26 protein-coding genes are annotated in these 22,860 nt (G+C 60.6%); 10 read left to right on the top strand and 16 right to left on the bottom strand.

The window, feature by feature from the left end; genetic code table 11:
• Nucleotides 1–203 precede the first annotated feature (203 nt).
• Nucleotides 204–1,703 (top strand): 23S rRNA (uracil(1939)-C(5))-methyltransferase RlmD, encoded by a 1,500-nt coding sequence (rlmD, locus tag FSY45_RS08790; protein WP_046462783.1) that lies wholly within the window; start codon nt 204–206, stop codon nt 1,701–1,703.
• 36 nt (nt 1,704–1,739) lie between these two features.
• Here rlmD and FSY45_RS08785 read toward each other — a convergent pair whose 3' ends face one another.
• Both FSY45_RS08785 and FSY45_RS08780 read right to left on the bottom strand, forming a co-directional pair.
• Complete coding sequence (locus FSY45_RS08785; RefSeq protein WP_046462778.1) at nt 1,740–2,657, bottom strand: ZIP family metal transporter; 918 nt, start codon at nt 2,655–2,657, stop codon at nt 1,740–1,742.
• A gap of 3 nt (nt 2,658–2,660) precedes the next feature.
• Nucleotides 2,661–3,296 (bottom strand): superoxide dismutase, encoded by a 636-nt coding sequence (locus FSY45_RS08780; protein WP_046462779.1) that lies wholly within the window; start codon nt 3,294–3,296, stop codon nt 2,661–2,663.
• Nucleotides 3,297–3,342: 46 nt separating this feature from the next.
• Here FSY45_RS08780 and FSY45_RS08775 point away from each other — a divergent pair, with 46 nt between their 5' ends.
• Nucleotides 3,343–3,696 (top strand): hypothetical protein, encoded by a 354-nt coding sequence (locus FSY45_RS08775; protein WP_255443266.1) that lies wholly within the window; start codon nt 3,343–3,345, stop codon nt 3,694–3,696.
• Nucleotides 3,697–3,827: 131 nt separating this feature from the next.
• On the opposite strand, the gene FSY45_RS08770 is transcribed toward FSY45_RS08775, so the two are convergent.
• From FSY45_RS08770 to FSY45_RS08760, 3 genes are all read right to left on the bottom strand, one after another.
• Complete coding sequence (locus FSY45_RS08770) at nt 3,828–4,328, bottom strand: DUF2325 domain-containing protein (RefSeq protein ID WP_003064122.1); 501 nt, start codon at nt 4,326–4,328, stop codon at nt 3,828–3,830.
• 310 nt (nt 4,329–4,638) lie between these two features.
• Nucleotides 4,639–4,992 (bottom strand): hypothetical protein, encoded by a 354-nt coding sequence (locus FSY45_RS08765; RefSeq protein WP_003064119.1) that lies wholly within the window; start codon nt 4,990–4,992, stop codon nt 4,639–4,641.
• Between the two features lie 145 nt (nt 4,993–5,137).
• Nucleotides 5,138–5,830: a Bax inhibitor-1/YccA family protein gene (locus FSY45_RS08760; protein WP_046462780.1), complete on the bottom strand. Its 693-nt coding sequence runs from the start codon at nt 5,828–5,830 to the stop codon at nt 5,138–5,140.
• A gap of 192 nt (nt 5,831–6,022) precedes the next feature.
• Here FSY45_RS08760 and FSY45_RS08755 point away from each other — a divergent pair, with 192 nt between their 5' ends.
• Nucleotides 6,023–6,430, top strand: coding sequence for a heme-binding protein (locus FSY45_RS08755; protein WP_003053536.1), 408 nt, complete (start codon nt 6,023–6,025; stop codon nt 6,428–6,430).
• Nucleotides 6,431–6,633: 203 nt separating this feature from the next.
• Here the strand turns inward: FSY45_RS08755 and hemP are convergent, their stop codons facing one another.
• From hemP to FSY45_RS08715, 8 genes are all read right to left on the bottom strand, one after another.
• Nucleotides 6,634–6,843 carry a hemin uptake protein HemP gene (gene hemP, locus FSY45_RS08750; RefSeq protein ID WP_003069932.1) on the bottom strand — a complete coding sequence of 70 codons (210 nt, stop codon included), beginning with the start codon at nt 6,841–6,843 and terminating at the stop codon, nt 6,634–6,636.
• Between the two features lie 250 nt (nt 6,844–7,093).
• Nucleotides 7,094–7,510, bottom strand: a complete 417-nt coding sequence (locus tag FSY45_RS08745; RefSeq protein ID WP_039051230.1) for a biopolymer transporter ExbD — start codon at nt 7,508–7,510, stop codon at nt 7,094–7,096.
• A 3-nt stretch (nt 7,511–7,513) separates the two neighbouring features.
• Nucleotides 7,514–8,236: a MotA/TolQ/ExbB proton channel family protein gene (locus FSY45_RS08740; RefSeq protein WP_003069935.1), complete on the bottom strand. Its 723-nt coding sequence runs from the start codon at nt 8,234–8,236 to the stop codon at nt 7,514–7,516.
• Between the two features lie 23 nt (nt 8,237–8,259).
• On the bottom strand, nt 8,260–8,988 hold the full coding sequence (locus tag FSY45_RS08735) for an energy transducer TonB (RefSeq protein WP_034379817.1): 729 nt from the start codon (nt 8,986–8,988) through the stop codon (nt 8,260–8,262).
• Nucleotides 8,989–9,132: 144 nt separating this feature from the next.
• Complete coding sequence (locus FSY45_RS08730) at nt 9,133–9,426, bottom strand: bacterioferritin-associated ferredoxin (RefSeq protein ID WP_034358951.1); 294 nt, start codon at nt 9,424–9,426, stop codon at nt 9,133–9,135.
• 95 nt (nt 9,427–9,521) lie between these two features.
• Nucleotides 9,522–10,649: an alpha-hydroxy acid oxidase gene (locus FSY45_RS08725; RefSeq protein WP_148748044.1), complete on the bottom strand. Its 1,128-nt coding sequence runs from the start codon at nt 10,647–10,649 to the stop codon at nt 9,522–9,524.
• A 143-nt stretch (nt 10,650–10,792) separates the two neighbouring features.
• Nucleotides 10,793–11,473, bottom strand: a complete 681-nt coding sequence (locus FSY45_RS08720) for a Fe2+-dependent dioxygenase (RefSeq protein WP_046461472.1) — start codon at nt 11,471–11,473, stop codon at nt 10,793–10,795.
• A gap of 312 nt (nt 11,474–11,785) precedes the next feature.
• Nucleotides 11,786–14,062, bottom strand: a complete 2,277-nt coding sequence (locus FSY45_RS08715; RefSeq protein WP_046461474.1) for a TonB-dependent siderophore receptor — start codon at nt 14,060–14,062, stop codon at nt 11,786–11,788.
• A 373-nt stretch (nt 14,063–14,435) separates the two neighbouring features.
• On the opposite strand from FSY45_RS08715, the gene FSY45_RS08710 reads away from it, so the two are divergent.
• The 5 genes from FSY45_RS08710 (at nt 14,436) to FSY45_RS08690 (ending at nt 19,232) form a co-directional block, all read left to right on the top strand.
• Nucleotides 14,436–15,086: a PepSY-associated TM helix domain-containing protein gene (locus FSY45_RS08710; RefSeq protein ID WP_046461475.1), complete on the top strand. Its 651-nt coding sequence runs from the start codon at nt 14,436–14,438 to the stop codon at nt 15,084–15,086.
• Nucleotides 15,087–15,113: 27 nt separating this feature from the next.
• A complete protein-coding gene (locus FSY45_RS08705) occupies nt 15,114–15,635 on the top strand; it encodes a DUF2271 domain-containing protein (protein ID WP_012838986.1) in 522 nt (173 codons plus the stop codon).
• Between the two features lie 192 nt (nt 15,636–15,827).
• Nucleotides 15,828–16,628: a DUF4198 domain-containing protein gene (locus FSY45_RS08700; protein ID WP_003069955.1), complete on the top strand. Its 801-nt coding sequence runs from the start codon at nt 15,828–15,830 to the stop codon at nt 16,626–16,628.
• An 85-nt stretch (nt 16,629–16,713) separates the two neighbouring features.
• Nucleotides 16,714–17,832 carry an FAD:protein FMN transferase gene (locus tag FSY45_RS08695; RefSeq protein WP_223305670.1) on the top strand — a complete coding sequence of 373 codons (1,119 nt, stop codon included), beginning with the start codon at nt 16,714–16,716 and terminating at the stop codon, nt 17,830–17,832.
• Entirely contained in the window at nt 17,829–19,232 is a 1,404-nt protein-coding gene (locus FSY45_RS08690; RefSeq protein ID WP_148748026.1) for a sulfite reductase subunit alpha, read from the top strand. The genes FSY45_RS08695 and FSY45_RS08690 overlap by 4 nt, the downstream gene beginning before the upstream one ends.
• 103 nt (nt 19,233–19,335) lie before the next feature.
• Here the strand turns inward: FSY45_RS08690 and FSY45_RS08685 are convergent, their stop codons facing one another.
• Nucleotides 19,336–19,731: a helix-turn-helix domain-containing protein gene (locus FSY45_RS08685; protein WP_003069961.1), complete on the bottom strand. Its 396-nt coding sequence runs from the start codon at nt 19,729–19,731 to the stop codon at nt 19,336–19,338.
• Between the two features lie 105 nt (nt 19,732–19,836).
• Between FSY45_RS08685 and FSY45_RS08680 the strand changes: the two genes are divergently transcribed.
• Nucleotides 19,837–20,097: a helix-turn-helix domain-containing protein gene (locus FSY45_RS08680; RefSeq protein ID WP_046461478.1), complete on the top strand. Its 261-nt coding sequence runs from the start codon at nt 19,837–19,839 to the stop codon at nt 20,095–20,097.
• A gap of 589 nt (nt 20,098–20,686) precedes the next feature.
• Here the strand turns inward: FSY45_RS08680 and FSY45_RS08675 are convergent.
• Nucleotides 20,687–20,995 (bottom strand): SWIB/MDM2 domain-containing protein, encoded by a 309-nt coding sequence (locus FSY45_RS08675; protein WP_003053560.1) that lies wholly within the window; start codon nt 20,993–20,995, stop codon nt 20,687–20,689.
• Nucleotides 20,996–21,273: 278 nt separating this feature from the next.
• Between FSY45_RS08675 and rraA the strand changes: the two genes are divergently transcribed.
• Nucleotides 21,274–21,789, top strand: coding sequence for a ribonuclease E activity regulator RraA (rraA, locus tag FSY45_RS08670; RefSeq protein ID WP_046461479.1), 516 nt, complete (start codon nt 21,274–21,276; stop codon nt 21,787–21,789).
• Between the two features lie 16 nt (nt 21,790–21,805).
• Here the strand turns inward: rraA and FSY45_RS08665 are convergent, their stop codons facing one another.
• Nucleotides 21,806–22,717: a DMT family transporter gene (locus tag FSY45_RS08665; protein WP_046461480.1), complete on the bottom strand. Its 912-nt coding sequence runs from the start codon at nt 22,715–22,717 to the stop codon at nt 21,806–21,808.
• Nucleotides 22,718–22,860: the final 143 nt, after the last annotated feature.

Below are 22,860 nucleotides of genomic sequence, written 5' to 3'. Positions count from 1 at the left end.
ATGTTCTTTTTCGACCATAGCTTGTTTTTACATTGTTGACTAGGTCTTGGTGCATTGTGTTCGTGGGGAGCTTGTAGCTGTGACACAAGCGTGTGACACAAGCCTGTGACACAAACCCCAGTTTTTTGGCTTAGGATTCCCCTCTGTCGCAGAGGCTGTAGGTGTGGCTTGCAAAGGTGTGCCACATGAGACAATCGGGCACCATGAGTGAATCCCGCGACAACAAAATTCCCGAAAACCTGCCCGAAGTCCCGTCTGATGCCCCGGCGCTGCCCGAGGGCTGGCTGGAAGTGCTGTCCATGGACATGGATGCCCAGGGCGTAGCCCGCAAGCCCGACGGCAAGGTGGTCTTCATCGACGGCGCCCTGACCGGTGAAATCGTCAGCGCCAACACCCATCGCAAGAAGAACAACTGGGAAGCGGCCACGCTGACTGAAATCCACCGCGAGTCCTCGCAGCGTGTGACGCCCGGCTGTCCTAATTTCGGGCTGCATGCCGGCGCCTGTGGTGGCTGCAAGATGCAGCATCTGCATGTGGCGGCCCAGGTCGCCATCAAGCAGCGTGTACTGGAAGACAACCTCTGGCATCTGGCCAAGGTCAAGCCCGAGACGCTGCTGCGCCCCATCGAAGGCCCGGCCTGGGGCTATCGCTTTCGCTCGCGCCTGTCGGTGCGCTATGTGGCCAAGAAGGGCAAGGTGCTGGTGGGCTTCCACGAGCGCAAGAGCCGCTACATCGCCGACATGGAGGTCTGCAAGATTTTGCCGCCGCATGTGGATGCAATGCTCATGCCCATGCGCGCACTGATCGCCAGCATGGATGCGCGCGAAACCTGTCCTCAGATCGAAGTGGCTTGCGGCGACCATGTCACTGCCCTGGTGCTGCGTCATCTGGAGCCTCTGTCGGATGCCGACAAGCAGCGCCTGCGCGACTTTGCTGCCGAGCAGAACGTCCAGTGGTGGCTGCAGCCCAAAGGTCCGGATACCGTGCACCTGATGGAAGAAGGCGGTACACAGCTGTCCTACGGTCTGCCGGACTTCGGCATCACCATGCCGTTCAAGCCGACCGACTTCACCCAGGTCAATCCACATATCAACCGCGTGCTGGTCACGCGCTCGCTGCGCCTGCTGGATGCTAAAAAGGACGAGCGCGTCATCGACTGGTTCTGCGGTCTTGGCAACTTCACGCTGCCCATTGCCACCATGGCGCGCGAGGTACTGGGCATTGAAGGCTCGGAAACACTCGTCAAGCGTTCGCACGAGAACTATGCGGCCAACAACGCCACCCGCAGCGAAGACGACAAGCTGGCTTCCACCAGCTTTGTGGCGCGCAATCTGTTCGAGATGACACCCGCCATGCTGATTGCCGACGGCAATTCCGACAAGTGGCTGGTCGATCCTCCGCGTGAAGGTGCGTTTGCCCTGTCCAAGGCACTTGCCGATATTCACCAGATCCGCATCGGCGCCAAGCAGACCGGCGTTGCCAGCGAAGAACAGCCCGATTTGCTGCCTCCGCTGCCCGAGGGTCAGGAAAGCTGGCAGTTCCCCAAGCGCATTGTCTATGTGAGCTGCAACCCGGCCACGCTGGCGCGTGATGCAGGCTTGCTGGTGCACCAGGCCGGCTATCGCTGTGTGGCGGCGGGTGTGGTGAACATGTTCCCGCATACGGCGCATGTGGAGTCTATGGCCGTTTTCGAGCGGGCATAAGAGAGCAAGCCCTGAACTGCGCTTGCACGGCGCAGTTCAGCCGCCAAGGGACGTATCCAGAATCATCATCAGCACAAAGCCCAGCATGAGTCCCGTGGTGGCCCAGGCTTCATGGCCCTTGCGGTGGGATTCGGGAATGATTTCGTGGCTGATGACAAATAGCATCGCCCCGGCTGCAAAGCCCAGGCCCCAGGGCAGCAGCATGGTGGAGCTGCTGACCACGATGGCGCCGATCACGGCGCCCAGAGGCTCGACCAGCCCTGTCAGTGCACCCAGCACTACCGCAAAGCCTCGGGTATAGCCGGCAGCCAGCAAAGAGGCTGCGACCACGAAACCTTCGGGTACATCCTGTATGGCAATGCCCAGCGTGAGCGAGCTTGCGCGCAGCCCCTCGTTGGCTGCATAGCCCACGCCGATGGCCAGACCTTCGGGCAGGTTGTGAAGGGTGATGGCAATCACAAACAGCCAGGTGCGTCGCAGCTGGCGGGCATGGCTGCCTTCGCGGCCTTTGATGAAGTGCTCGTGCGGCAGCAGGCGGTCCATGGCCAGCAGAGCGGCACCGCCGAGCAAAATGGCGACGCCGATCATGGCGCCGCCCAGCCATTCGCTGCTCCCGCTCGGGGTGGCGGCCCTGGCGGCTTCCAGTCCGGGCAGAATCAATGAAAAGGCGCAAGCGGCCAGCATCACTCCTGCGCCAAAGCCAAATAGAGTGTCCTGCGTGCGCTCGGATGGATGTTGGGTCAGCAGCACAGGAAGAGCGCCCAGCGCCGTTGCCAGCGCCGCCACGCTGCCGCCCAGCAGAGCATTCAGTGCTGCGGGATTGCTCTGCAGCTGTTTCCAGAGCATGGATGCCAGCACCAGAGCGCCGGCCACAGAGATCAGCAGCCCGAGTCTGGTCCTGAGCGGCAGAGGGGTATGGCTGGAAGAGGCGGTCTGCAGTCCGTCCGGGCCCATGGTTCAGCTCCTGACAGCCTGGGTGGCGGTAGCGAAGCGGCGCGCCACTTCGTTCCAGTCCACCACGTTGTAGAAAGCGGCGATGTATTCGGGACGGCGGTTCTGGTATTTCAGGTAATAGGCGTGTTCCCAGACATCCAGGGTCAGGATTGGTGTGTTGCCGCTGCCAATGCCAGGCATCAGAGGGCTGTCCTGATTGGCGCTGCTCTCCACATGCAGCTTGCCGCTGTAGTCCACGCTGAGCCAGGCCCAGCCGCTGCCGAAGCGACTGATGGCGGCCTTGGTGAACTCGGTCTTGAAGTTCTCGAAGCTGCCCAGGTCCCTGTCAATGACTGCCGCAAGAGCGCCCTGCGGCAGGCCGCCCCCTTTGGGAGACATGACTTGCCAGAACAAGCTGTGATTGGCATGGCCGCCGCCATTGTTGCGCACGGCCTGGCGCAGCGGCTGAGGCAGCGATTCGATCCTGACGAGCAGATCGTTCAGCGGCCATTGCGCGTACTCGCTGCCTTCGAGTGCCGCGTTGAGGTTGTTGATGTAGGTCTGGTGGTGCCTGGAGTAGTGAATCTCCATGGTTTGCGCATCGATATGCGGCTCCAGCGCTGCGTAGTCGTAGGCCAGTGGGGGCAGGGTGTAGCTCATGAGTAAAAGCCTTGGCAGTGAGAGAAGGGAGTCAGTGCATTGATGAATGCGCGGACTCGAAGCTGGCAAGGCGAGAGTGCCTGTTGCTGGCGAGGTGGACGGGTGCTGGGGCGCAGATGCCGCAGGCGCTATGGGGCCGTGCTGCCGCGTGCTCAGCCTGCGCGGCCAGGAGCTGCGGCAGATGACGGTATATCGCCAGACTCAGGGACTGGCTGGTGGAGTCCTGCTGCAGCAATGGCATCAGGGCTTGTTGCGCCTCATGCAGGCATTCAAATGCAGCGCCCGCCCGGTCCGCTCCGACGAGAGCATCTGCCAGATTCAGGTGGGCAACGACATAAGCGGCGATACGGTCATCGTCGGCAATATCGCCGGACTCCGCGACCAGCAACTGCAAGCCTAGCTGTTGTGCATGTCTATAGTGTTCAAGTGCTGAGAGATGGCGATGCTCCAGCGTTGCAGTCAGTGCTGTGCGGGTTTGCTGCTTCCAGGCAGACAGCAAATCTGCAGCCCAGGTTTTTCCTGTGCCGTGGCTCATGGAGCACCCTCAATGCAGGCTTGGGCAGCAACGACCTTTCCGTTCTCTCCCGATGGGTGAATGCGAACCACCCGCAAGGCGGTCGGCTGATCCACCAGCAGGCAGGTCTTGCCGGTGCGCTTGCAGTGATCCTTCACGCGCCAGTAGGCTCCATCGCTGATGCAACCTGTCTGGCAAATCACCAGGTCGGCGGCGTGCAGACTGTCTTCCAGTAGCTGCTGCTCGGACAAGGCCTGGGTGTCGGCATCCTCAACCAAAGGCCAGTCGATGCCGGACACTGTCTGTTCAGCTGTGGGTTGAGGTGTTTCCCGCAGCAGATCCAGTGCCATCGCCTGGGCCAGGGCGTGGCGCTGCTCACGCTCCCAGGCAAGAGCGCTGTCGCGGACAATGACCTTGGCCCTGAGCTGTACGAGCTGCTGCCGGAGTGCTTCGACTTCCCGTGCCAGCGACTGCATCTGTGCCGTGCAGCGGGTCTGCACTTCCGTATAGGTCAGCATGAGGGCCTCATGCTCAAGGCGTATTTGGTTGAAGTCATCATCTGGCACGGCAGTCTTGTCCCCATGGTTGAGAGCACAACAGAACTTGTCGCTGGGATGCGCGTATGTGCGGCTAAGAATGGAATCAATAGTCAATGAATATAAATGAGAATTGTTTGTATTCAAAGTCCATAAAGGAAATATGACATCAGAGGTGCTTGCCGTGAGAGATGTCGAACATGAAAAAAGCCGTAGCAGTGTTGCTACGGCCTGTGGGGGCGTTGGCTGGCACTGGCCCGGAACTCATGATCCGGGCCTGGCACAAGCGATTTCAGCTGCGGTTGCGACTGGCGCTGTTTTCGGGCTCCGCAGTGCTGCGTTTTTCGGCTGCGCTCTGACCCAGTACGGAAGGTACGCCTTCGATCTTGTTGGAGCGCATGTATTCATCCATGTCCTTCCAGCCCGCAAACACAAGCGCCTTGGGCGCCTTGGGGTTGAGGACGTAGCAATCCTCCAGCCCGCGCATGGCATGCCGGCAGGCACCACCAATGGCCTTGGCTTCGGACTCGCGCGCCACGGTGCGTGGGTCTGGACCCAGGCCCGGAATGTCTTCAATCTTGCAGCCTGCCAGTACCAGAGGCAGCAGGGCAATGGCAAGTGCGCGGGGAAGGTGGTTTGGCTTCATCTTGTCTGCTTATCGGCAGCGGCAGTCGGAAATTTAGGCCATGACTGAAATATCCATCAATGCGATGACCGCGCTTGACGTCAAGGTTACCGGAAACAAAAAGGAGTGCGCAAGGCACTCCTTTCTGCTTGGGTGGTGGCGAGGTTTAGTCGCGGTCGCCGCCCATGATACCCAGCAGGGCCAGCAGGCTCTGGAACACGTTGAACAGGTCCAGATACAGGGCCAGGGTGGCACTGATGTAGTTGGTTTCGCCGCCGTCGAGGATCTGCTTGAGGTCATACAGCATGTAGGCGGAGAAGATACCGATGGCCAGCATGGAGATGGCCATCATGCCTGCCGTGGAACCCACGAAGACATTGATGATGGCGCCTACCATCAGCACCAGAGCACCCACGAACAGGAACTTGCCCATGCCCGACAGGTCGCGCTTGATCACGGTGGCCAGCATGGCCATCACGAAGAACACACCAGCGGTGCCGGCAAAGGCGGTCATGATCAGCTGGGTGCCGTTGGAGAAGCCCAGAATCATGCCGATCAGGCGCGATAGCATCAGGCCCATGAAGAAGGTGAAGGCCAGCAGCACGGGCACGCCAGCGGCGCTGTGCTTGGTCTTTTCGATCGCGAACATGAAGCCGAAGGCGCCGACCATGAACACGATCAGGCCCACGCCGCCCGTCAGCGCGCGAGTCATGCCAGTGGCTACGCCCAGCCAAGCGCCCAGCACGGTGGGGATCAGGCTGAGTGCCAGCAGCCAGTAGGTATTGCGCAAGACACGGTTGCGCTCTTGCTGCGAGACACCGTAGCCCGCAGAGCCCAGTGTGGTGACTTGTTCGTTCATGTAGCCATTCCTCCTTCAGGAATTGTGTGTTGAAACATTGTCATTCTAGGTGGGGGTCTTGAGAAGCCTTTGCAATACCCCGTTGCAATGCGGCAGTTTTAGGATGGAATGTTTTTCACATCGCATCTACTTTTGCCTGCAAAGTACAGAATATGCTTGCTGCATTGACAATCCAACGGAGCTTTTTATCTTATGAAGACCAAGCACGAACTCGAACTGGCCGATGTGAAAGCCATCGCTGCGGCTGCCGAAGCTGAAGCACTGAAGAACAACTGGCCCGTGACGATCTCCATCGTGGACGACGGCGGCCATCTGCTGCTGTTGCAGCGTATGGATGGTGCTGCTCCCATCTCTTCGCATATCGCCCCCGCCAAGGCACGCTCTGCAGCCGTGGGCCGCAAGGACACCAAGGCTTTTGAAGACATGATCAACAATGGCCGTACCGCTTTCCTGAGCGCTCCGTTTGTGGACGGTCTGCTCGAAGGTGGCGTGGCCATCGTCAAGGACGGTCAGGTGCTGGGCGCTGTGGGTGTCTCGGGTGTGAAGGCCAACGAAGACGCACAGGTTGCCAAGGCCGGCATCGCAGCCCTGGGCCTGTAATGGCTTGATTTCTGCCGCTGCAGCGGCAGAGTCCAAAACAAAACCCCTGCCGCTTGATGCGCGCAGGGGTTTTGTTTTGGCGGGTTGCGAATGAGGAAAAAACGCGTGGCTATGTGAAGCGTAAGCACAAGAGAGGGCAGGTGCTCTACAACGACTATGGCTGGCGAATCGACACTTGCAGTGTCGCCCCACGATGAAACGGTTTATTTGGTCAGAATGAGCTTGCCCAGCTTGGTGGCCTGCAGGCGATAAGGAGTGCCGTTGTGCAGGATGGTGACTGCCTTCTGGCCGTTGAGCAGCAGGGCGCTGTCCAGGCCCAGGCTGGAGCCGGAAGCGGCTGAGGGGGTTGCAGCAGCCATGGAGGGGGTGCTACGGTTGTTGGGCTGTGAGGTCGCAACAAGCGGTGCAGACATGCCGTGATTCCTTAAGATCAAAAACTGGTGTAATGATAACAATTCTCAATTGAAAAGCAAGTGATACTTAATCTCATTCGCAAAAAACTGCCATTTATTTTTCATGTGGAATCTGTCCCGCCGCATCTGAGGACTTGTGCCTGCGGTCCATCAGCAGTTTGTGACTGTGCCGGGCGGCTTGAGTGCTGTTTTGATGCAGGTTCCACAATAAAAAAACGGCCCTTGAGGGCCGTTTTTTGCAAGCATGGGCTTATTTGGATGGGTCGGTCACAAAGCCTATTTTCTTGACGCCAGCGCGCTGGGCGGCGGCCATGGCCTGGGCCACGCGCTCGTAGCGCACTTCCTTGTCGCCGCGGATATGCAGGTCGGGCTGCGGCTCCTTGGCGGCCTCGGTCTGAAGATTGGTCTCCAGTTGCTCGTCACCGATTTCCTGGCCGTTCCAGGAATATTTACCGTCGGCCGTGATGCCCAGCTGCACGGTGGCAGGCTTGGTGTCCTCGGGCTGGTTGGTGGCGCGGGGCAGGTCCACGTTGACCGAGTGTTTCATCACGGGCACGGTGATGATGAAGATGATGAGCAGAACCAGCATGACGTCCACCAGAGGCGTCATATTGATCTCGTTCATCACATCATCGCTGTCCCCATCGTCCATGGTTCCGAATGACATGGCTTAGGCGCCTTTCTTCAGGGGCAGCACATTGCCAGAGACCTGGCCGTCCACGGAAACGCGGGCACCGGTCACGAAGTAGGCGTGCACGTCGTGGGCGAAGCTGTTGAGGGCGTTCAAAATGCCCTTGTTGCCACGTACCAGAGCGTTATAGCCCAGCACGGCGGGGATGGCGACGGCCAGGCCCAGAGCGGTCATGATCAGCGCTTCGCCGATGGGGCCGGCCACCTTATCGATGGATGACTGGCCGGACATGCCGATGGCCACCAGAGCGTGGTAGATGCCCCAGACGGTGCCGAACAGGCCGATGAAGGGGGCGGTCGAGCCCACGGAGGCCAGAATGGCCAGGCCGGATTGCAGGCGGGCCGTGAATTCGTTGATGCCGTTGCGCAGGCAGCGGGTCACCCAGTCGCTGATGTCCAGCGTGTCATGCAGATGGACGCTGGTCTTGCGGTGGTGGGCGGAGGCTTCACGGCCTTCGAGCACCATGAAGCGGAAGGGGTTCTGCTTGTCGTCACCCAACTTTTCCAGGCCGGTGGCCAGATCGGGGCTGTGCCAGAAGTCCTGCGCCTGGGTGGCGAACTTCTTGAATTTCACAATATCCAGCGCCTTGAGGATGATGACCAGCCAAGAGGCCACCGACATGACCAGCAAGATGATGGCCACGCCTTTGGTCACGAAGTCGCCCTGTGTCCAGACGTGGGCAATGCCGAATTGGGATTCCATGGGTACTCCTGAGAACTGCAGATTTATTTGAGAACAAAGTTGATGGGCACGATGTGCCACATGGGTTCGGCCACGCCGTTGCGCTTGCCGGGGACAAACTTCCACTGGCGCACGGTGTTGACGGCGGCGTCATCCAGGCGGTCAAAGCCGCTGGACTGCTTGATTTCGATTTTCTCGGGCTGGCCCTGCTCGTTGATATAGACGCGCAGCAGCACCTTGCCTTGTTCCCCCATGCGCTTGCTGACCGAAGGATAAGCGGGAGCGGGGTTGTTCAGATAGGCAGCATTGCTCGATGGCTGCTCGATCTTGGGCGGAGCCGGTGGTGCGGGAGGCGCAGGCGGAGCCGGAGGTGCCGGGGGCGCGGGTGGCGCCGGCGGTGTCTTGTCCGGTTTGCTGTCGCTGTCCTCCAATGCCCCCTGAGGTGCAGCCGGCGCCGGTGTGGGGTCCTTGATGGCCTTGGGCAGCGGAGCCTTCTTGACCTCGGGCTTAGGCTGCGGTTTGGTCTCGGGCTTGGGGGCTGGCGCCGGAGGCTTGGGTGGAGGGGGAGGGGCCGGCGGGGCAGGTTCGGCAGCCGGCGGTGCCACAAACTGGGCAATCACGCTGGCGGGAATCACTATCTCTGGCGGCTTTTGCTGTGCCAGGCCATGCTGCATGGCCCACAGGGCGGCAGCGTGTACGACAACCACAGCACCAGCAACTGCCATATTGCGGCTCGGGCCGCTGGCAGGTGCAAATCGATCAGACTGGGACATAAGAACGAGAAGAGCAACCAGCGCAGGCTGGGATCAGAAAGGAAAAGCGCTGGTCAACCGGCAATAGCAGGCACAGGAAGCAGGGCACGCAGACAGGATCGCATCATTCACGCAGGATCCACCAGGTGCATACCATCACGAGAATCAGACTGCCAAAGACGGCTGAGAGGACGGAGAGGTGGGCCATGCTTTGCTTTCCAGAATGTTGGTGGCAAGCTGAACCGTCTGCACCGACGCGCAGGATTGCGCTTCGTTGTGGATGGCCGCGATCGGATGGCTTGCACTGCACTGGGCGACGACATCGCGTGCGCAGCCTTCGCAGCGCCCGCATTGTGTGGCAACACCCAATTCAAACTGGATTTCGTCAAAGCTCATCCCCGCATGCGCGTGGCGTGCTATTTCTCGGTCAGAAACCCGGCGGCATACACAGACGATCATGGCTACAGGCAGTTGTTGCTGGCTATTGATGTAATAGGTGGAGTATAAATGAGAATCCATCGCATTTGCAATGCATGCCGCCAAATTACGCACAATCAGCAAGTGGTTAAAAGCCGGGGGGCGATCTGATCGAGGCTGGCGCAACCGGTCTGGGCCATGGCCAGCTCCAGCTCGGCGCGCAATAGATACAGCATATGTGCTACCCCCAGCATGCCGGCCGCCGCCAGGGCATGCATTTGCGGCCGGCCCAGCAGCACGGCGCTGGCACCCAGGGCGATGGCCTTGAGCACATCGGTGCCCTGGCGCACGCCGCCGTCCATCAGCAGCGGAATATGGGCAGGCGTGGCCGCGCGAATGGCAGGCAGCACTTCGAGGGGGGAGACGGCGGTGTCCAGCACTCGCCCGCCATGGTTGGATACCACGATGGCATCGGCCCCCAGCTCCACGGCTTGCGCGGCGGCGCGGGCCGAGAGCAGGCCTTTGACGATCAGCGGCAACCGGGTTTGCTGACGCAGCCAGACCAGGTCGTCCCAGGTGGGCGCGCCTCGGGCCAGCTCGCTGCCGAACAGAATGTGCTCGCTCATCAGATCGCCGGTCTGCCGTTGCTGGGGAATGCCACGCAGATTGACGGCCTCCACGCCTGGCGGCAGCGGGTAGCTGGAGCGCTTGATATGGGCGTCCACCGTCCAGACCAGGGCCTGATAACCGACATCTTCGGCGCGGCGAATCAGCTGCAGCGTGTGCTCGCGCGTTGGCTGCTGGTAGAGCTGGAACCACAGCGGGCCGCTGCGCTCCAGCTCTTGCGCTGCAGCTTGCGCGGCCTGGGCGATTTCCTCCAGCGTGCAACTGGATAGAGTGCTGACCACCATGCCAGTGCGCATGGCCATGGCCGCGCGCACCGTGGCGAGCTCGCCTTCGGGATGCGCCAGCTGTTGATAGGCAACTGGTGCCAGCAACAACGGCCAGTCCAGACTCTGACCCAGCAGGCTTTGCCGCGTATGCGCGGCGGACAGATCGGCGAGCGGCTCAGGACAGAGACGGATACGGTCGAAGGCCTGGCGGTTGTGGGCCAGAGTCAGACCCTGGTCCGCACCGCTTTCCAGGTGGGCCCAGGCCTGAGCCTCCATATGCTCGCGGGCCAGCCGGGCGTAGTCCGCCAGGGAGCCTATCTGCGCGGAAATCTGCGTCAGTGGCGGTTTGACGGGCTGGCCTGCGGCATTCAAAGGTTCAACAGTCATAAATCAAGCCGGTTGGATTGGGATGAGGCAGCAAGGCAGGCATGGCTCAGTGGGGAGGGGCAGCCAGCAAAGGCAGCCCCAGCAAAGGCTGCCGTCCTCCTTGGGGGGCGGCAAAGCCGCTCAGGAAGCTAGCTTTCGGACCACATGCGCAAGAGATTGTGATAGGTGCCTGAGAGGGCGGCGATGCGCGGATGCTCGGGCTGCTCCTGGGTGAGTTGCTGAATGCTCTGGTCCAGATCAAACAGCAGACGGCGCTGCTCTGCCGACTTGACCAGACTGTGCGTCCAGAAGAACGAGGCATAGCGTGTGCCGTGCGTCACGGGGTTGACTCGGTGCAAGCTGGTGCCGGGGTAGATGATGGCATCGCCGGCCGCGAGCTTCACGCTTTGCTGGCCGAAAGTGTCTTCCACCATCAGCTCGCCGCCTTCGTATTCGTCGGGGTCGCTGAAGAACACCGTGGTGGAGACATCGGTTCTGACCTTGATGGCCGTGCCCGGAATGGTGAAGAAGGCGTTGTCGATATGGTTGCCATAAGTGCCTCCACCCTCATAGCGATTGAAGCGCGGCGGCAGGACCTTGAGCGGCAGGGCTGCCGACATGAACAGCGGGTTGCGGCCCAGCCGGTCCAGGATCAGATCGCCTATCTGCTGGCCGGTCTTGCTGTCCAGCGGCAGTTGCAGATTGCTCTTGACCTGAGCGGCCACGTGGCCGGCCGTGGTCTTTCCGTCCTGCCAGCTGGCGGCTTCCAGCGCCTGACGGCAGTAGCGTACTTCATCGGGAGTGAGCAGGCAGGGGATGCGTAGCAACATGGCAGGAGTGAGGCGATATCTATCTGTTGATGATCCGGGTTACATCATTAACCATAGCGGATAGCGCTTGATGCCTATAGATTTCAATGACTTATTGGCTTGAAAACATTTGTGGACAGGCGCTATAAGCTATGGTTTTGATGGCGAAGATCAGGCTTTGCGAGTGAGCGGCAATGCGCTTGACCCGCCAAGTGTGCATGTAAAAAGCCCCGCTGGCATCAGAGGCCTGCGGGGCTTTGGGGCATGGTTTGCAGCCAGGCTGCGCCAGATCAAGCGCAGGCAGGACTGCCATTGCTCCTGTCAGTACATGAATTAGTACGTGAACTTAAGCGAGGCCACAGCCGAGCGGCCAGCGCCCATATTGGCGTAATGAGGCGAGCGCACGCCGGTGTAGTACACCTTGTTGCCCAGGTTGTAGACGTTCAGCTGGAAGCTCAGGTTCTTGTCGATCTGGTAGGCCATCATCGCGTCGTAACGGGCATAGCCGGAAGCGCCCTTGGTCACGATGCCCCCCTTGCCTTGAATGTAGCTGGCAGCAACGTCGCTCTGAGCATAGATACCCAGGCCCAAGGTCAGCTTGGCCATGGGCTTGTAGCTGGTCCAGAGGCTGAAGCTGTGCTTGGGCGTGTTGTAGAAGGGCAGGCCATTGCGAACATCGTCCTTGCCCATGTTCTTGAATTCGCTATCCATAAAGGTATAGCCGCCGAATACGCTCAGATTGGACAGGATCTGGCCGGTAAAGCCCAGTTCGATGCCATTGACTTCCTTGTTGCCGCCCATGTACGTGCCGGTTGCATCGCTGATGCGCACATTGGTCACTTCATTGCGGAAGACTGCGGCAGTCAGGTTCAGCTTTTTGTCCAGCAGGTCCCACTTGGTGCCCAGCTCTATGGACTTGGTCTTTTCCGGCTTCAGGCTGATCAGCGCATCGGTGGTCGTGGTCAGGTCCTCGCTGCCGTTGCCCAGAGTCGAGCCACCGGGGCGCGAAGAGGTGCCGATGTTGGCGTAGATGCTGCCATTGGATGCGGGCTTGTAGACCACACCCAGCTGGTAGTTGAACATCGTATCGCTGCGGCTCAGGTCATACGCCGGGTAGGCGCTGGCGCCACGGCCGCCGGCGGGGCCGGAAGCGTTGAGCTTGTAGTGGTCCACGCGCAGACCTGCATTCACCAGCCATTGCTCGTTGAGCTTCAGAGTATCAAAGCCGTAAACAGCAATGGTGTCGATTTTGTTGACGGTGGATTGCGCTGGGAGAGTCAAGGGGACATTCCAGGCTGCATTGGCGCCGCTGGGGTTGCTCAAGGTGGTGCACCAGGGGTCGGACACCGAGGTGCACACGCCGGTGCCGCTCTGGATGGCGCCCGAACTGCCGTCAGCCTTTTCCTTGGACAGTTCCAGACCGAAGGCATAGCTGTGGCCGATGGAGCCGGTCTGCTCCTTGCCGGTAAATTCGGTGACGTTCTGCAGCGTGGTGGTGTCATAGACACGGTAGTTGCCACGGCGCCAGACATAGCCATTGAGGGCATTGCCCTTGGAGTCGTCGGGCTGGGTCCAGATATAGTCCTGCTTGGTCTTGCTATAGCGCAGGCTGTTGCGGATCTTGTTGGTGTCGGTGAACTTGTGGGTGACCGAAGCGGTGAACAGATCGCTCTTTTCCTTCTCGTAGTCACGGTTGTTCAGGCCGTACCAGTTGTCGCGGCTGTTGCCGTAAGTGGGGCGAATCTTGGAGCCGCCGGGCAGTTGCGTTGCGTTGGTTGAACCGGCTGCGTTGACACCATTGCTATACAGATAAGGCACGCCGCCGTCGGGGGTGTTGTCGGTCTGCAGATGCTGCCAGGACAGCGTCACTTCGGTGGCTGTGCCCATGCCGAAGGTCACGGTGGGGGCAATGCCCCAGCGCTTGTTGTCAGGACCGTTGCGGCCGGGAACGTCGGCACTGTGGCCCATGGCGTTCAGGCGAATGCCGGTGGTCTCGTTGATCTTGCGGTTGATGTCCAGCGTGCCGCGCAGGTATTTGTCGGTACCCAGGCCCACGTCGCCAGAGATGAAATTCTCGTTCTTGGCCTTCTTGGTGGTGATGTTGATGGAGCCACCTGCGCCACCGCGACCGGCGTAGGCCGAGTCCGCGCCCTTGATGACTTCCACGGATTCGACGTTGAACACTTCGCGGGTGCCGGCGGCGATGTCACGCATGCCGTCCACAAAGGTGCTGGACTGGGCGTCCATGCCGCGGATGAAGGGTTGGTCGCCGCTGGGGTTGCCGCCTTCACCGTTGCCGAAGGTGATACCGGGGGTGGAGCGCAGAGCGTCTTGCAGGCTGGTGGCGCCGGTCTGCTTGATGATCTCTTCATTGATGACCTGAACGGTCTTGGGCGTGTCCAGCAGGGGCGCTGTGAACTTGCCTTGAGGGCTTGCTTCGGTTTTGAAGCTGGCGTCGGCAGAGGCTTCCACATTCACGGTGGACAAGGTGGTTTCCTGCTGAGCCATCGCGCTGGCGCCAATCAGGCACAGGCCTGCGGCAATCACGATTTGCTTGAGCTCGCAGCGCAAGCCGTTGGAGTCGGTCGGGGTCAAATGGTTGTTGGACATGCTTTTGATGAAGAGTCGATTTTTTGAAAAAGCGTGCGGATTCTAGGTGATATTGATAATAATTCTCGATACCATTCAACAATGGAGCCCGATAATCTACGTTTTGTTGCAGTACGGCAACAGGCAGGCTGTCTGAATAGGCGGTGCGGGTTCTGCCGGTCTATGCAGCCACGAGTTTTCGGGGTGGCGTAAACGCCCTGGCCTTGGGGGCGCTTTGTTTACGTCAAGTAAAGTAAATAAAAGTGAGATGCATTTAGAATTTGCACAACTAGAATGCCGCCTTGCTGCGCAAGCAAGGCTTGGCCTTGTGGCGCTATGTCCCAAAGGTCGGCTCGGCCCGGCCCGGCGGCAACGCAATCCCAGAAAGTTCTGAATGACCGCGGCTTCCTCCAACGCCCCGCAGCGGGCGTACTGGCTCAAAAAATTACATGAGTGGCACTGGATCAGCTCCGCCATCTGCCTGATCGGCATGCTGCTGTTTGCCGTGACGGGATTCACCTTGAATCACGCCGGGCAGATCGAGTCCAAGCCCAAGGTCGAATCGCGTGATGCGCAACTGCCTCGGGATTTGCTCGAAAAACTGCAACAAGCCCAGAAGCATGGCGTGGAAGCAGCGGGCAAGAATGCCGTGGGCTTGCCTGCCGAGGTGGATGGCTGGCTGGCTCAGCAGATCAAGGTCAGTGCCAAGGGGTTTGCCGTGGAGTGGAGCGAAGACGAGGCCTATGTGCCCATGCCGCGCCCGGGCGGCGATGCCTGGCTGCGTGTGGACCTGAAGGAGGGCTCGGTGGAGTACGAGAAAACCGACCGGGGCTGGATCTCCTACCTCAACGACTTGCACAAGGGGCGCAATACGGGCGGAGCCTGGAGCCTGTTCATAGACGTCTTTGCGATTGGCTGCCTGGTGTTCTGCATCACGGGTCTGCTGATCCTGAAGATGCATGCGCAGCGCCGCCCCATGACCTGGCCCATGGTGGGCCTGGGTCTGGTGTTGCCCGCCTTGCTGGTGCTGCTGCTCGTGCATTGAGCCCAAGAATTTTGTGAAGGAAGAAAAATGGCGAAGCGGATTTTCAAGACCACGGTGGCGCTGAGCGCCGTGGTGGGCCTGCCGGCAATCGCGGGCGGGATGAATGTGGCGGTGACCGTGCCCCAGTTGCAGGTGGCCGAATACCACAAGCCCTATGTCGCCGTGTGGCTGGAAAAGGCCGACGGCGGTGTGGCTGCCAATCTGTCCGTCTGGTATGACGTGAAGATGAAGAATGCCGAGGGTACCAAGTGGCTCAAGGACATGCGCCAGTGGTGGCGTCGTACCGGCCGCGAGCTGAGCTTTCCCATCGATGGTGTGACCCAGCCGACCAAGCCCGTGGGCACCCATGCGCTGTCTTTTGCCGAAGGCAAGAACCCGCTGCCTCAGCTGGCTCCCGGCCAGTACAAGCTGATGGTGGAAGCTGCGCGTGAAGTCGGTGGCCGCGAACTGGTGTCCATTCCCTTCGAGTGGCCCGTCAAGCAGGCCACCAGCCTGAGCGCCAATGGCAGCACCGAGCTGGGCGCGATCAAGCTGGAATTGAAGCCTTGATCTTGATTCTCACCCCCTGAGCGGCCTCGCCGCTTCCCCCTCTCTCGCTTCGCGGGAGGGGGACGACACCCTCGGTGCGGGGCGGCCCTTCCTTGGTGTCTCTTGTCTGCGTAGCGCCAGTTTTAGGGTGTTGCTTAGCCGGCACACCTCTCTCTTTTGATTTGTCACCCTTTCTGTTTTCAAGGACCTGATATGAAGTTCCAAACTCGTGCCATCGTCGCTGCAACTCTGGCTCTGGCTGCCCTGGGCGCCCAGGCGCATGATCTGTGGTTCAAGCCTTCCAGCACCGTGCTGTCCAAGTCCGACTGGGTGACGGTGGATGCGGCCGTGTCCAACGATGTGTTCTTCTTCAACCACCGTCCGCTGGGTCTGGAAGCCGTCAAGGTGACCGCACCCGATGGTGCAGCCGTGGAAATGAAGAATGTCGCCAAGGGCGAGTTGCGCAGCATGTTCGACTTCAAGCCAGAAAAGACCGGTACCTACCGCGTCACCATGCTGATGACCGGCGTGATGGGTGGCTACAAGGATGCCAACGGCCAGCCCAAGCGCCTGCGCGGTTCGGTGGAAGAAGTGCTCAAGCAGATTCCTGCCGATGCCAAGGAAGTGCGCGTGACCGAGAATCTGCGCCGCATGGAAACCTTTGTGTCTCTGGGCAAGCCCTCGGCGCTGGCGCTGACCGGCAAGGGTCTGGAACTCAAGCCCGTGACTCACCCCAATGACCTGGTGGCCAGCGAAGAGGCGACTTTCGAATTCCATCTTGACGGCAAGCCCGCTGCGGATCTGGAGCTGGAGCTGGTGGCCGACGGTATTCGCTATCGCGACGGTGTGGACGCCATGAAGCTCAAGACCGATGCCAAGGGTCAGGTCAAGATCAAGTTCCCCCGTGCAGGTCTGTTCTGGCTGAATGCCGATGCCACGGACAAGAAGACCAGCATTGCCAAGGCAACGGAGCGCCGCCTGGGCTATATCGCGACTCTGGAAGTCCTGCCTTAAGCGTTGGCGCTTGATGGATTGAATACGCGCCCGCTCCGGGCGCGTCGTTGTTTTCGCTGCTGTTTTCGTCATTGTCTGGATGCCCATGCCCACCCCCCCCCGCGTACGCTTTGACGCCAGTCTCTGGCAACTGCCCTCGTCGGCGGCACAGAGTCAGGCTCGCCCCCGGACGCCGGCGCTTGACTTTGGCGTGCAGCGCTGGAGACCTGCAAGCCTGCAACACCAGCAGGACGGGCGTATTCATCGTCTGTCCGGCCAGACCATGGGCACGCACTGGTCGCTGCGCCTGCTCAATTCCGATTACCTGCCCATGGAGCCGGTGCAGGCCCTGCTGGAGCAGGTTTTTGAGGATGTCATTGCCCAGATGAGCAACTGGGAGGCGGATTCGCTGATCACCCGGTTCAATCGTTCAAGACCCGGTGAAATGCATGTAGTTCCGGCGGAGTTTGCTCAGGTTCTGGAAGCGGCCTTGCATTGGGCAAGGCTTTCAGGCGCGGCGATGGACCCCGGCATGGGAGCGCTGGTTTCGCTATGGGGGTTCGGGCCGCGCCAGAACCCGCTGCAGCCGCATTCAGGGCAGACACCGGCCGGCAAGGAGATTGAGCGCTTGCTGAAGACCAGCGGCCATGGCCATCTGCGCTGGAATGCACAGACCCGGCAGTTGCAGCAGAGCGGTGGTCTGGAGCTGGATTTTTGCGGCATTGCCAAGGGCTTTGCCGTGGATTGGGCGGTGCAAAAGCTGCAGGCGGCTGGCTGGGCTGCGGGCATGTTCGAAATCGGCGGTGAGCTGCGCAGCTGGGGGGAGCGCCCTGATGGGCGGCCCTGGCAGGTGCAACTGGGCACGGGAGGTTCTGTCGAGGCCGAGTCGCTGGTCGTGGCCTGCAGGGAGGGTGCATTTGCCACCTCGGGCGATTTCTGGCATCAGTTCACGCAGGCTGGCAGGCGCTATTCGCACACGCTGGATCCGCGCACGGGCTGGCCGGTGACGCATGATCTGGCCAGCGTGACCGTGTTCCATGAGGAATGCATGCACGCCGATGCGCTGGCCACCGTGCTCACGGTGCTGGGTCCGCAGCAAGGCATGGACTTTGCCCGCCAACATGAGATTGCGGCTGTGCTCACATCGCATCTCGCCTCCGGTGGCAATGAGGCCTGCAGACAGGTGCTCAAGACACCGGCCTGGATCAACCAATTTGAGGCATGACAGTGGAATGGATTTTGACGCCCGAGCGCATCTATGGGGCTATGGGTTTGGTCGCGGCCTATGCAGGCATGTGCTGGGGTATTGGCACCAAGGTACGAAAGCAGCGACTGGCCGATGAGGCCGAGAGCAATGTCTCGCAGGGCGATGCTGCTGCGCCTGCCGTCCTGGTCGCCTATGCCAGCCAGACGGGGCAGGCCGAAGCTCTGGCCCGTGCCACGGTAAAGATGCTGGTCGACGGCGGTCTGCAGGTGCGCCTGCTGCCTGTCGAGAAGCTGACGAGCGAGCTGCTGCAGCAATATGAACACAGCCTGTGGCTGCTGTCCACCACGGGCGAGGGCGATGCACCCGACCATGCGCTGGGCTTTGTGCAGCAGCTCATGGCCACTCAGCCTGCGCTGACCCAGCACCAAAGCCTGGTGCTGGCGCTGGGTGATCGTGAATACCAGGAGTTCTGTGCGTTTGGTGTGGAGGTGCACGAATGGTTGCAGACCAGCGGCGCGCGCAGCGATCTGGTCTGCGTGGACAATATGGATGCCTCGAGCTTGCAGAGCTGGCAGACTCAGGTCGCTCAGATGCGACAGGACTTGCTGGGCGAGTCTGCGCCCGCCCAGGAACCGGATTCGGACTGGTTGCAGGCGCCGGTCAGCATACCCTTTGTGCTTGGTCGGCGGCGTTTGCTCAATCCCGGCAGCCAGGGCGGGGCGCTATACCTGCTGGAGTGGACGCCGCAGTCCGGCGAGCTGCCGCACTGGGAGTCGGGCGATCTGGTGTCTCTGTGCGTGCCCGCCGACCCTGAGCGCGCGCGCGACTATTCGATCGCCTCGATCACGGCCGACGGCAGCCTGCAACTGCTGGTGCGCGAGAGCACGCGCGCCGATGGTTCGCCGGGCCTTGCGTCGAACTGGTTGTGCTGCGGCATGGCCGAGGGAGATGTGCTGCCGCTGACCTTGCGCGAGCACCGCGGCTTCAGACTCGGTGACAACGCCGGGCGACCGCTGATTCTGATCGGCAATGGCTCGGGCCTGGCGGGCCTTCTCAGCCATATCAAGGCCCGTGTGCAGCAGGAGCTAGGTGATCAATGGCTGTTGTTCGGAGAGCGCAGTCCACAGCATGACGCGCTATTTGCCGATCAATTGGGCGCATGGTTCAGGCAGGGCCGACTGGCACGGCTGGATCATGCCTGGTCGCGCAACGGCAAGGATTCGCGCTATGTGCAGGATTTGCTGCGCAGCCATGCAGAGGAAGTCCGGCAATGGGTGGAGCGTGGTGCGGCCATCTATGTTTGCGGCAGCCTGAACGGCATGGGCCAAGGCGTGCATCTGACGCTGCAGGCCATTCTGGGCGAGGCCAAGGTGGCCGAGCTGTTGGGCTCGGGTCGCTACCGGCGCGATGTGTATTGAGCACGTCCAGGCGGGGGATGGCAGCAGGCCCTGTCACCGTCTTGGAGCAGGACTGCACCGCATCCTATAGGTACCGCACCGCTCGGACATCGGGCAGGATGGATCAGAGGGCGTCTTCACCCGATCGATATGGCCGATCCTGGAGGGCCTGCTTGCGGTCTTCGGCGGACATGGCATGTGCCGCAGACAGCAGTTCTGCGGATCGTATGAGGTGCTGCCTTCCATCCGCATTGCAGCTGCGATACCCGTGAAGGAGGCGGAGTTCATCGTCTGACAGAGCCTCTGCAGGGTGAACTGCCGGTGTGCGGTGTCCTGCCAGCACATACAACAGGTCCACTCCGTGTGCGCTCAGCGCGGTCATCTGAAAGCCATCCGGCGCTGTCTTGCCGGATTCCCAGGAAAAAAGAGTTTGCTTCGTAGTGCCAGCAAGTGCAGCGAAGGCCGGCTGGCTCATGCCCAGCCGGTTTCTTTCTTCGCGCAGCCGTTCCCCTAGGGTCATAAAAACTTGTCCAAGGTGTATTGCATGGGAAAGAAATCTTTCCCATAATTCGCCAAAAGCACGACGACGTGCTTCAACCTAAATAATTAGGCGAAAGGCTACCAGATGCATCCCGAGCAAATCAAAGCGGCGCTGCGCATGAAAGGCATTTCCCCCACGGCATTGGCGTCCGAAATGTGCGTGGCCAACAGCAGCGTGTCGCAAGTCATCAGCGGTCGTGCGGTATCGGCCCGCATTCGACAGCGCATTGCAGAAATCACAGGCATGCCCGTCGACATGCTCTGGCCGCCTGTCAACGAGCGCCATGCACTGCACAGCACACGCCCAGAAGGAGCGGACGCGCGTATCGCAAGGGGGGCGTCATGAGTCGCACGGCGTGCCGCAATCACACGGCCCTGCGCGGCAGGAGAGGCGTTTAATGAGCTTTGGAATTGCAGCACTGATTTTCTTGGCCGGTCTCCTCTGCGGATGTCTCATGGGCATTGCCGGCGTCGTGACGGCTTTGGACGGTTACTGAGGGACAGCGCTCAAGCTTGTGGACCTCCCATGGCCGGGGCTGCCGGGGAGGCGTTCGCCGCACCGAGACCCGAACGTGCGCACGCGTCTCCATGCCTGTGGAGCCCATGTCCTGGCTGCCCGGCAGCTGCAGTCTTGCAGGAATGTGCGGTTCAGGGGGCAAGCATGGCGGGGCACGATGGCGGAGATAGCCCGGGGTCAGCTTCGTGAGGGCCGCGCCAATCGGAGGGCCGCGCGGTTGTCGGAAAGACCTGCCGGCCGGTTCCGTCCTGACCAGCGTTCGCGGCCGTGATTCCGTCGGCGTCGAGACCGAGGCATGCACACATGCATTGCTGCGGTAAAGCCGTCCCAGTCGCGTCGGCCTGTACGCGACACTTGCCTCAGAAATACAAAAAGCTGGCTCGGGCCAGCTTTTTTGTGGTCAGCGCAAGCGCAGTGCTTACTTGACGTGCTTGCCGATCAGACCGGCCATCTCGAACATGGAGACTTGGGGCTTGCCGAAGACTTCCTTGAGCTTGGCGTCGGCGTTGATCATGCGCTTGTTGGCAGCGTCTTGCAGGTTGTTGGCCTTGATGTAGACCCACAGCTTGCTGATGATTTCAGTACGGGGCAGGGGATCCTTGCCAACCACGGCAGCCAGAGCGGCGCTGGGGGTCAGAGGTTTCATGAAGGCAGCGTTGGGAGTGCGCTTCTTAGCGGCGGGAGCTGCTGCCGGTGCTGCAGCGGGTGCCTTCTTTGCAGTTGCCATATTGCTTATTCCTAATTGGGTAGTGGACTTATCACCAGCGAAATACAGCTGCAATCCACTGGCTGAGTCTGATGCTAATGGCAAAAAATCGCTCTTCCAAGCTAGTGGGCTGTTTTTTTGCCTCGATTTGTTGCTCTCAGGCCCTTTAGTGTCCGTTTTCACGGGTTTTTCCTCGAGAGTGTTGTGAAAAAGTTGCTCTCTGTGTGTGTCCGCTGGTGCTTGTGCTATGTCAGGTGCTCAGGGCAAGATGCGGGAGACTTGGTTCTGTGGAGATTTTCATGAGCGATTCCTCGGCTTCTCTTGGCTTCAGCACCTGCGATTTGTGCGATGCGCATATCAGCGATGACAGCAGCGACTTTCGTGTGCTGCCGCCCGTGTTCCACAGCTATGGCGGGAATGTCGGCTTTATGGGGGAGGTCAGCACCGTGCAGTGTCTGGACGACAACAGCCTGGTGCGAGCGGCGCTGGCCGAGCCGGGAGGTGGTCGTGTGCTGGTGGTCGATGGCGGCGGTTCGCTGCGCCGCGCTCTGGTGGGGGGGAATGTGGCGACATCGGCGGCCCAGAACGGCTGGGCCGGGGTGCTTGTCTATGGCTGCGTGCGCGACGTGGGCGAGCTGAAATCCACGCCCGTGGGTCTGTATGCGCTGGCGCTCAACCCCATGCCTACCGTCAAGCAAGGTCAGGGACTGCGCGATGTCTATGTGCAGATCGCCGGCCTGTGGATTCGCCCGGGCGACTGGCTGTATGCCGACGCCGACGGCATTGTGCTGAGCCGCCGCAATCTGCTTTCTTGATTGAAATCGACGGCGCCTAGCGCCTGATCTGAAATGAACCGGGCCAGGTTGCAATCACCACGCTGGTCAGTGCTATGCCGAAGGCCAGCAATTGCATGCTGCCGATGCGCTCGCCCAGGGCCAGCATGCCCACCACAGCGGCGCTGATGGGTAGCAGCACGGTAAAAATGCCGGCCCGTGATGCGGGCACGGCGCGCAATCCCGTCATCCACAGCCACACCGTCCAGACGCAGGCGGCCAGAGCGTAAAACAGCAACAGACCCCACGCTGGCACCGAAACCCGGGAAAAATCAAACTGCCAGGCCAGATAGAGCCCGGCGGGTGTGGAAAGCACAAACCCCCAGAGATTGATCAGCGCCGTAATGCGTTTGGGGCTTACGCTGGCGGTGAGCTTTTTGCCGATCACGGCATATGCGGCCTCGCACAGCACGGCGGCAATCAGCAGCAACTGGCCCAGGCCTTGCTGGGGATGTGCGGCAAGGCTGCTGCTTTCGGTTTTGCTCAAGGCATTCAGCCCTATGCCGGCCACTGCGAAAGCAATGGCTGTCCATGTACGTGCGCCAACGGCTTCGCGCAGAAAAAGCCAGCTCATGATGGCGACTGCGGCAGGAATTGCGGCCATGGTCACGCCCGCCGTGACCGCGCTGGTCAAGGCCACGCCGCTGATCATGCAGAGCGTGAAAAGGAAATTGCCGAAGAAGGACTCAAAAAACAGCAGCCACTTGGTCTGTCTGGTCAGAGTTGTCTCGTGCGCCGGTGGCCTGAGCCAGCCCAGCATGGCCACGGCACCGATGCCAAAGCGCAGCCAAGCCAGCAGCATGACCGGAAAGATGGCAGCCAGAGGCTTGGACAAGGCCACATAGCTTCCTACCAAAGACATGCTGAGCGCCAGGCAGAGATAGGCGATGGGGCGGCTGGGCGTGTGCATGGCGAAATGAATTTCAATGACAAGAGAAGGTGATGCAAAGCAGTGTGGCAGGGCTGTTGCATGCATTTGACCCAGGGGAGGGAACTGTTGTTTTTTGGTTCTCGCCGCCTTGGGTGCCATGTCTTTGTCGTGTCACCTGTTTT

Origin of the sequence: Comamonas sp. Z1 (assembly GCF_008121555.1) — a bacterium.
In the GTDB taxonomy this organism is placed as follows: domain Bacteria; phylum Pseudomonadota; class Gammaproteobacteria; order Burkholderiales; family Burkholderiaceae_C; genus Comamonas; species Comamonas thiooxydans.
This window is presented reverse-complemented; position numbering and strand designations above follow the sequence as displayed.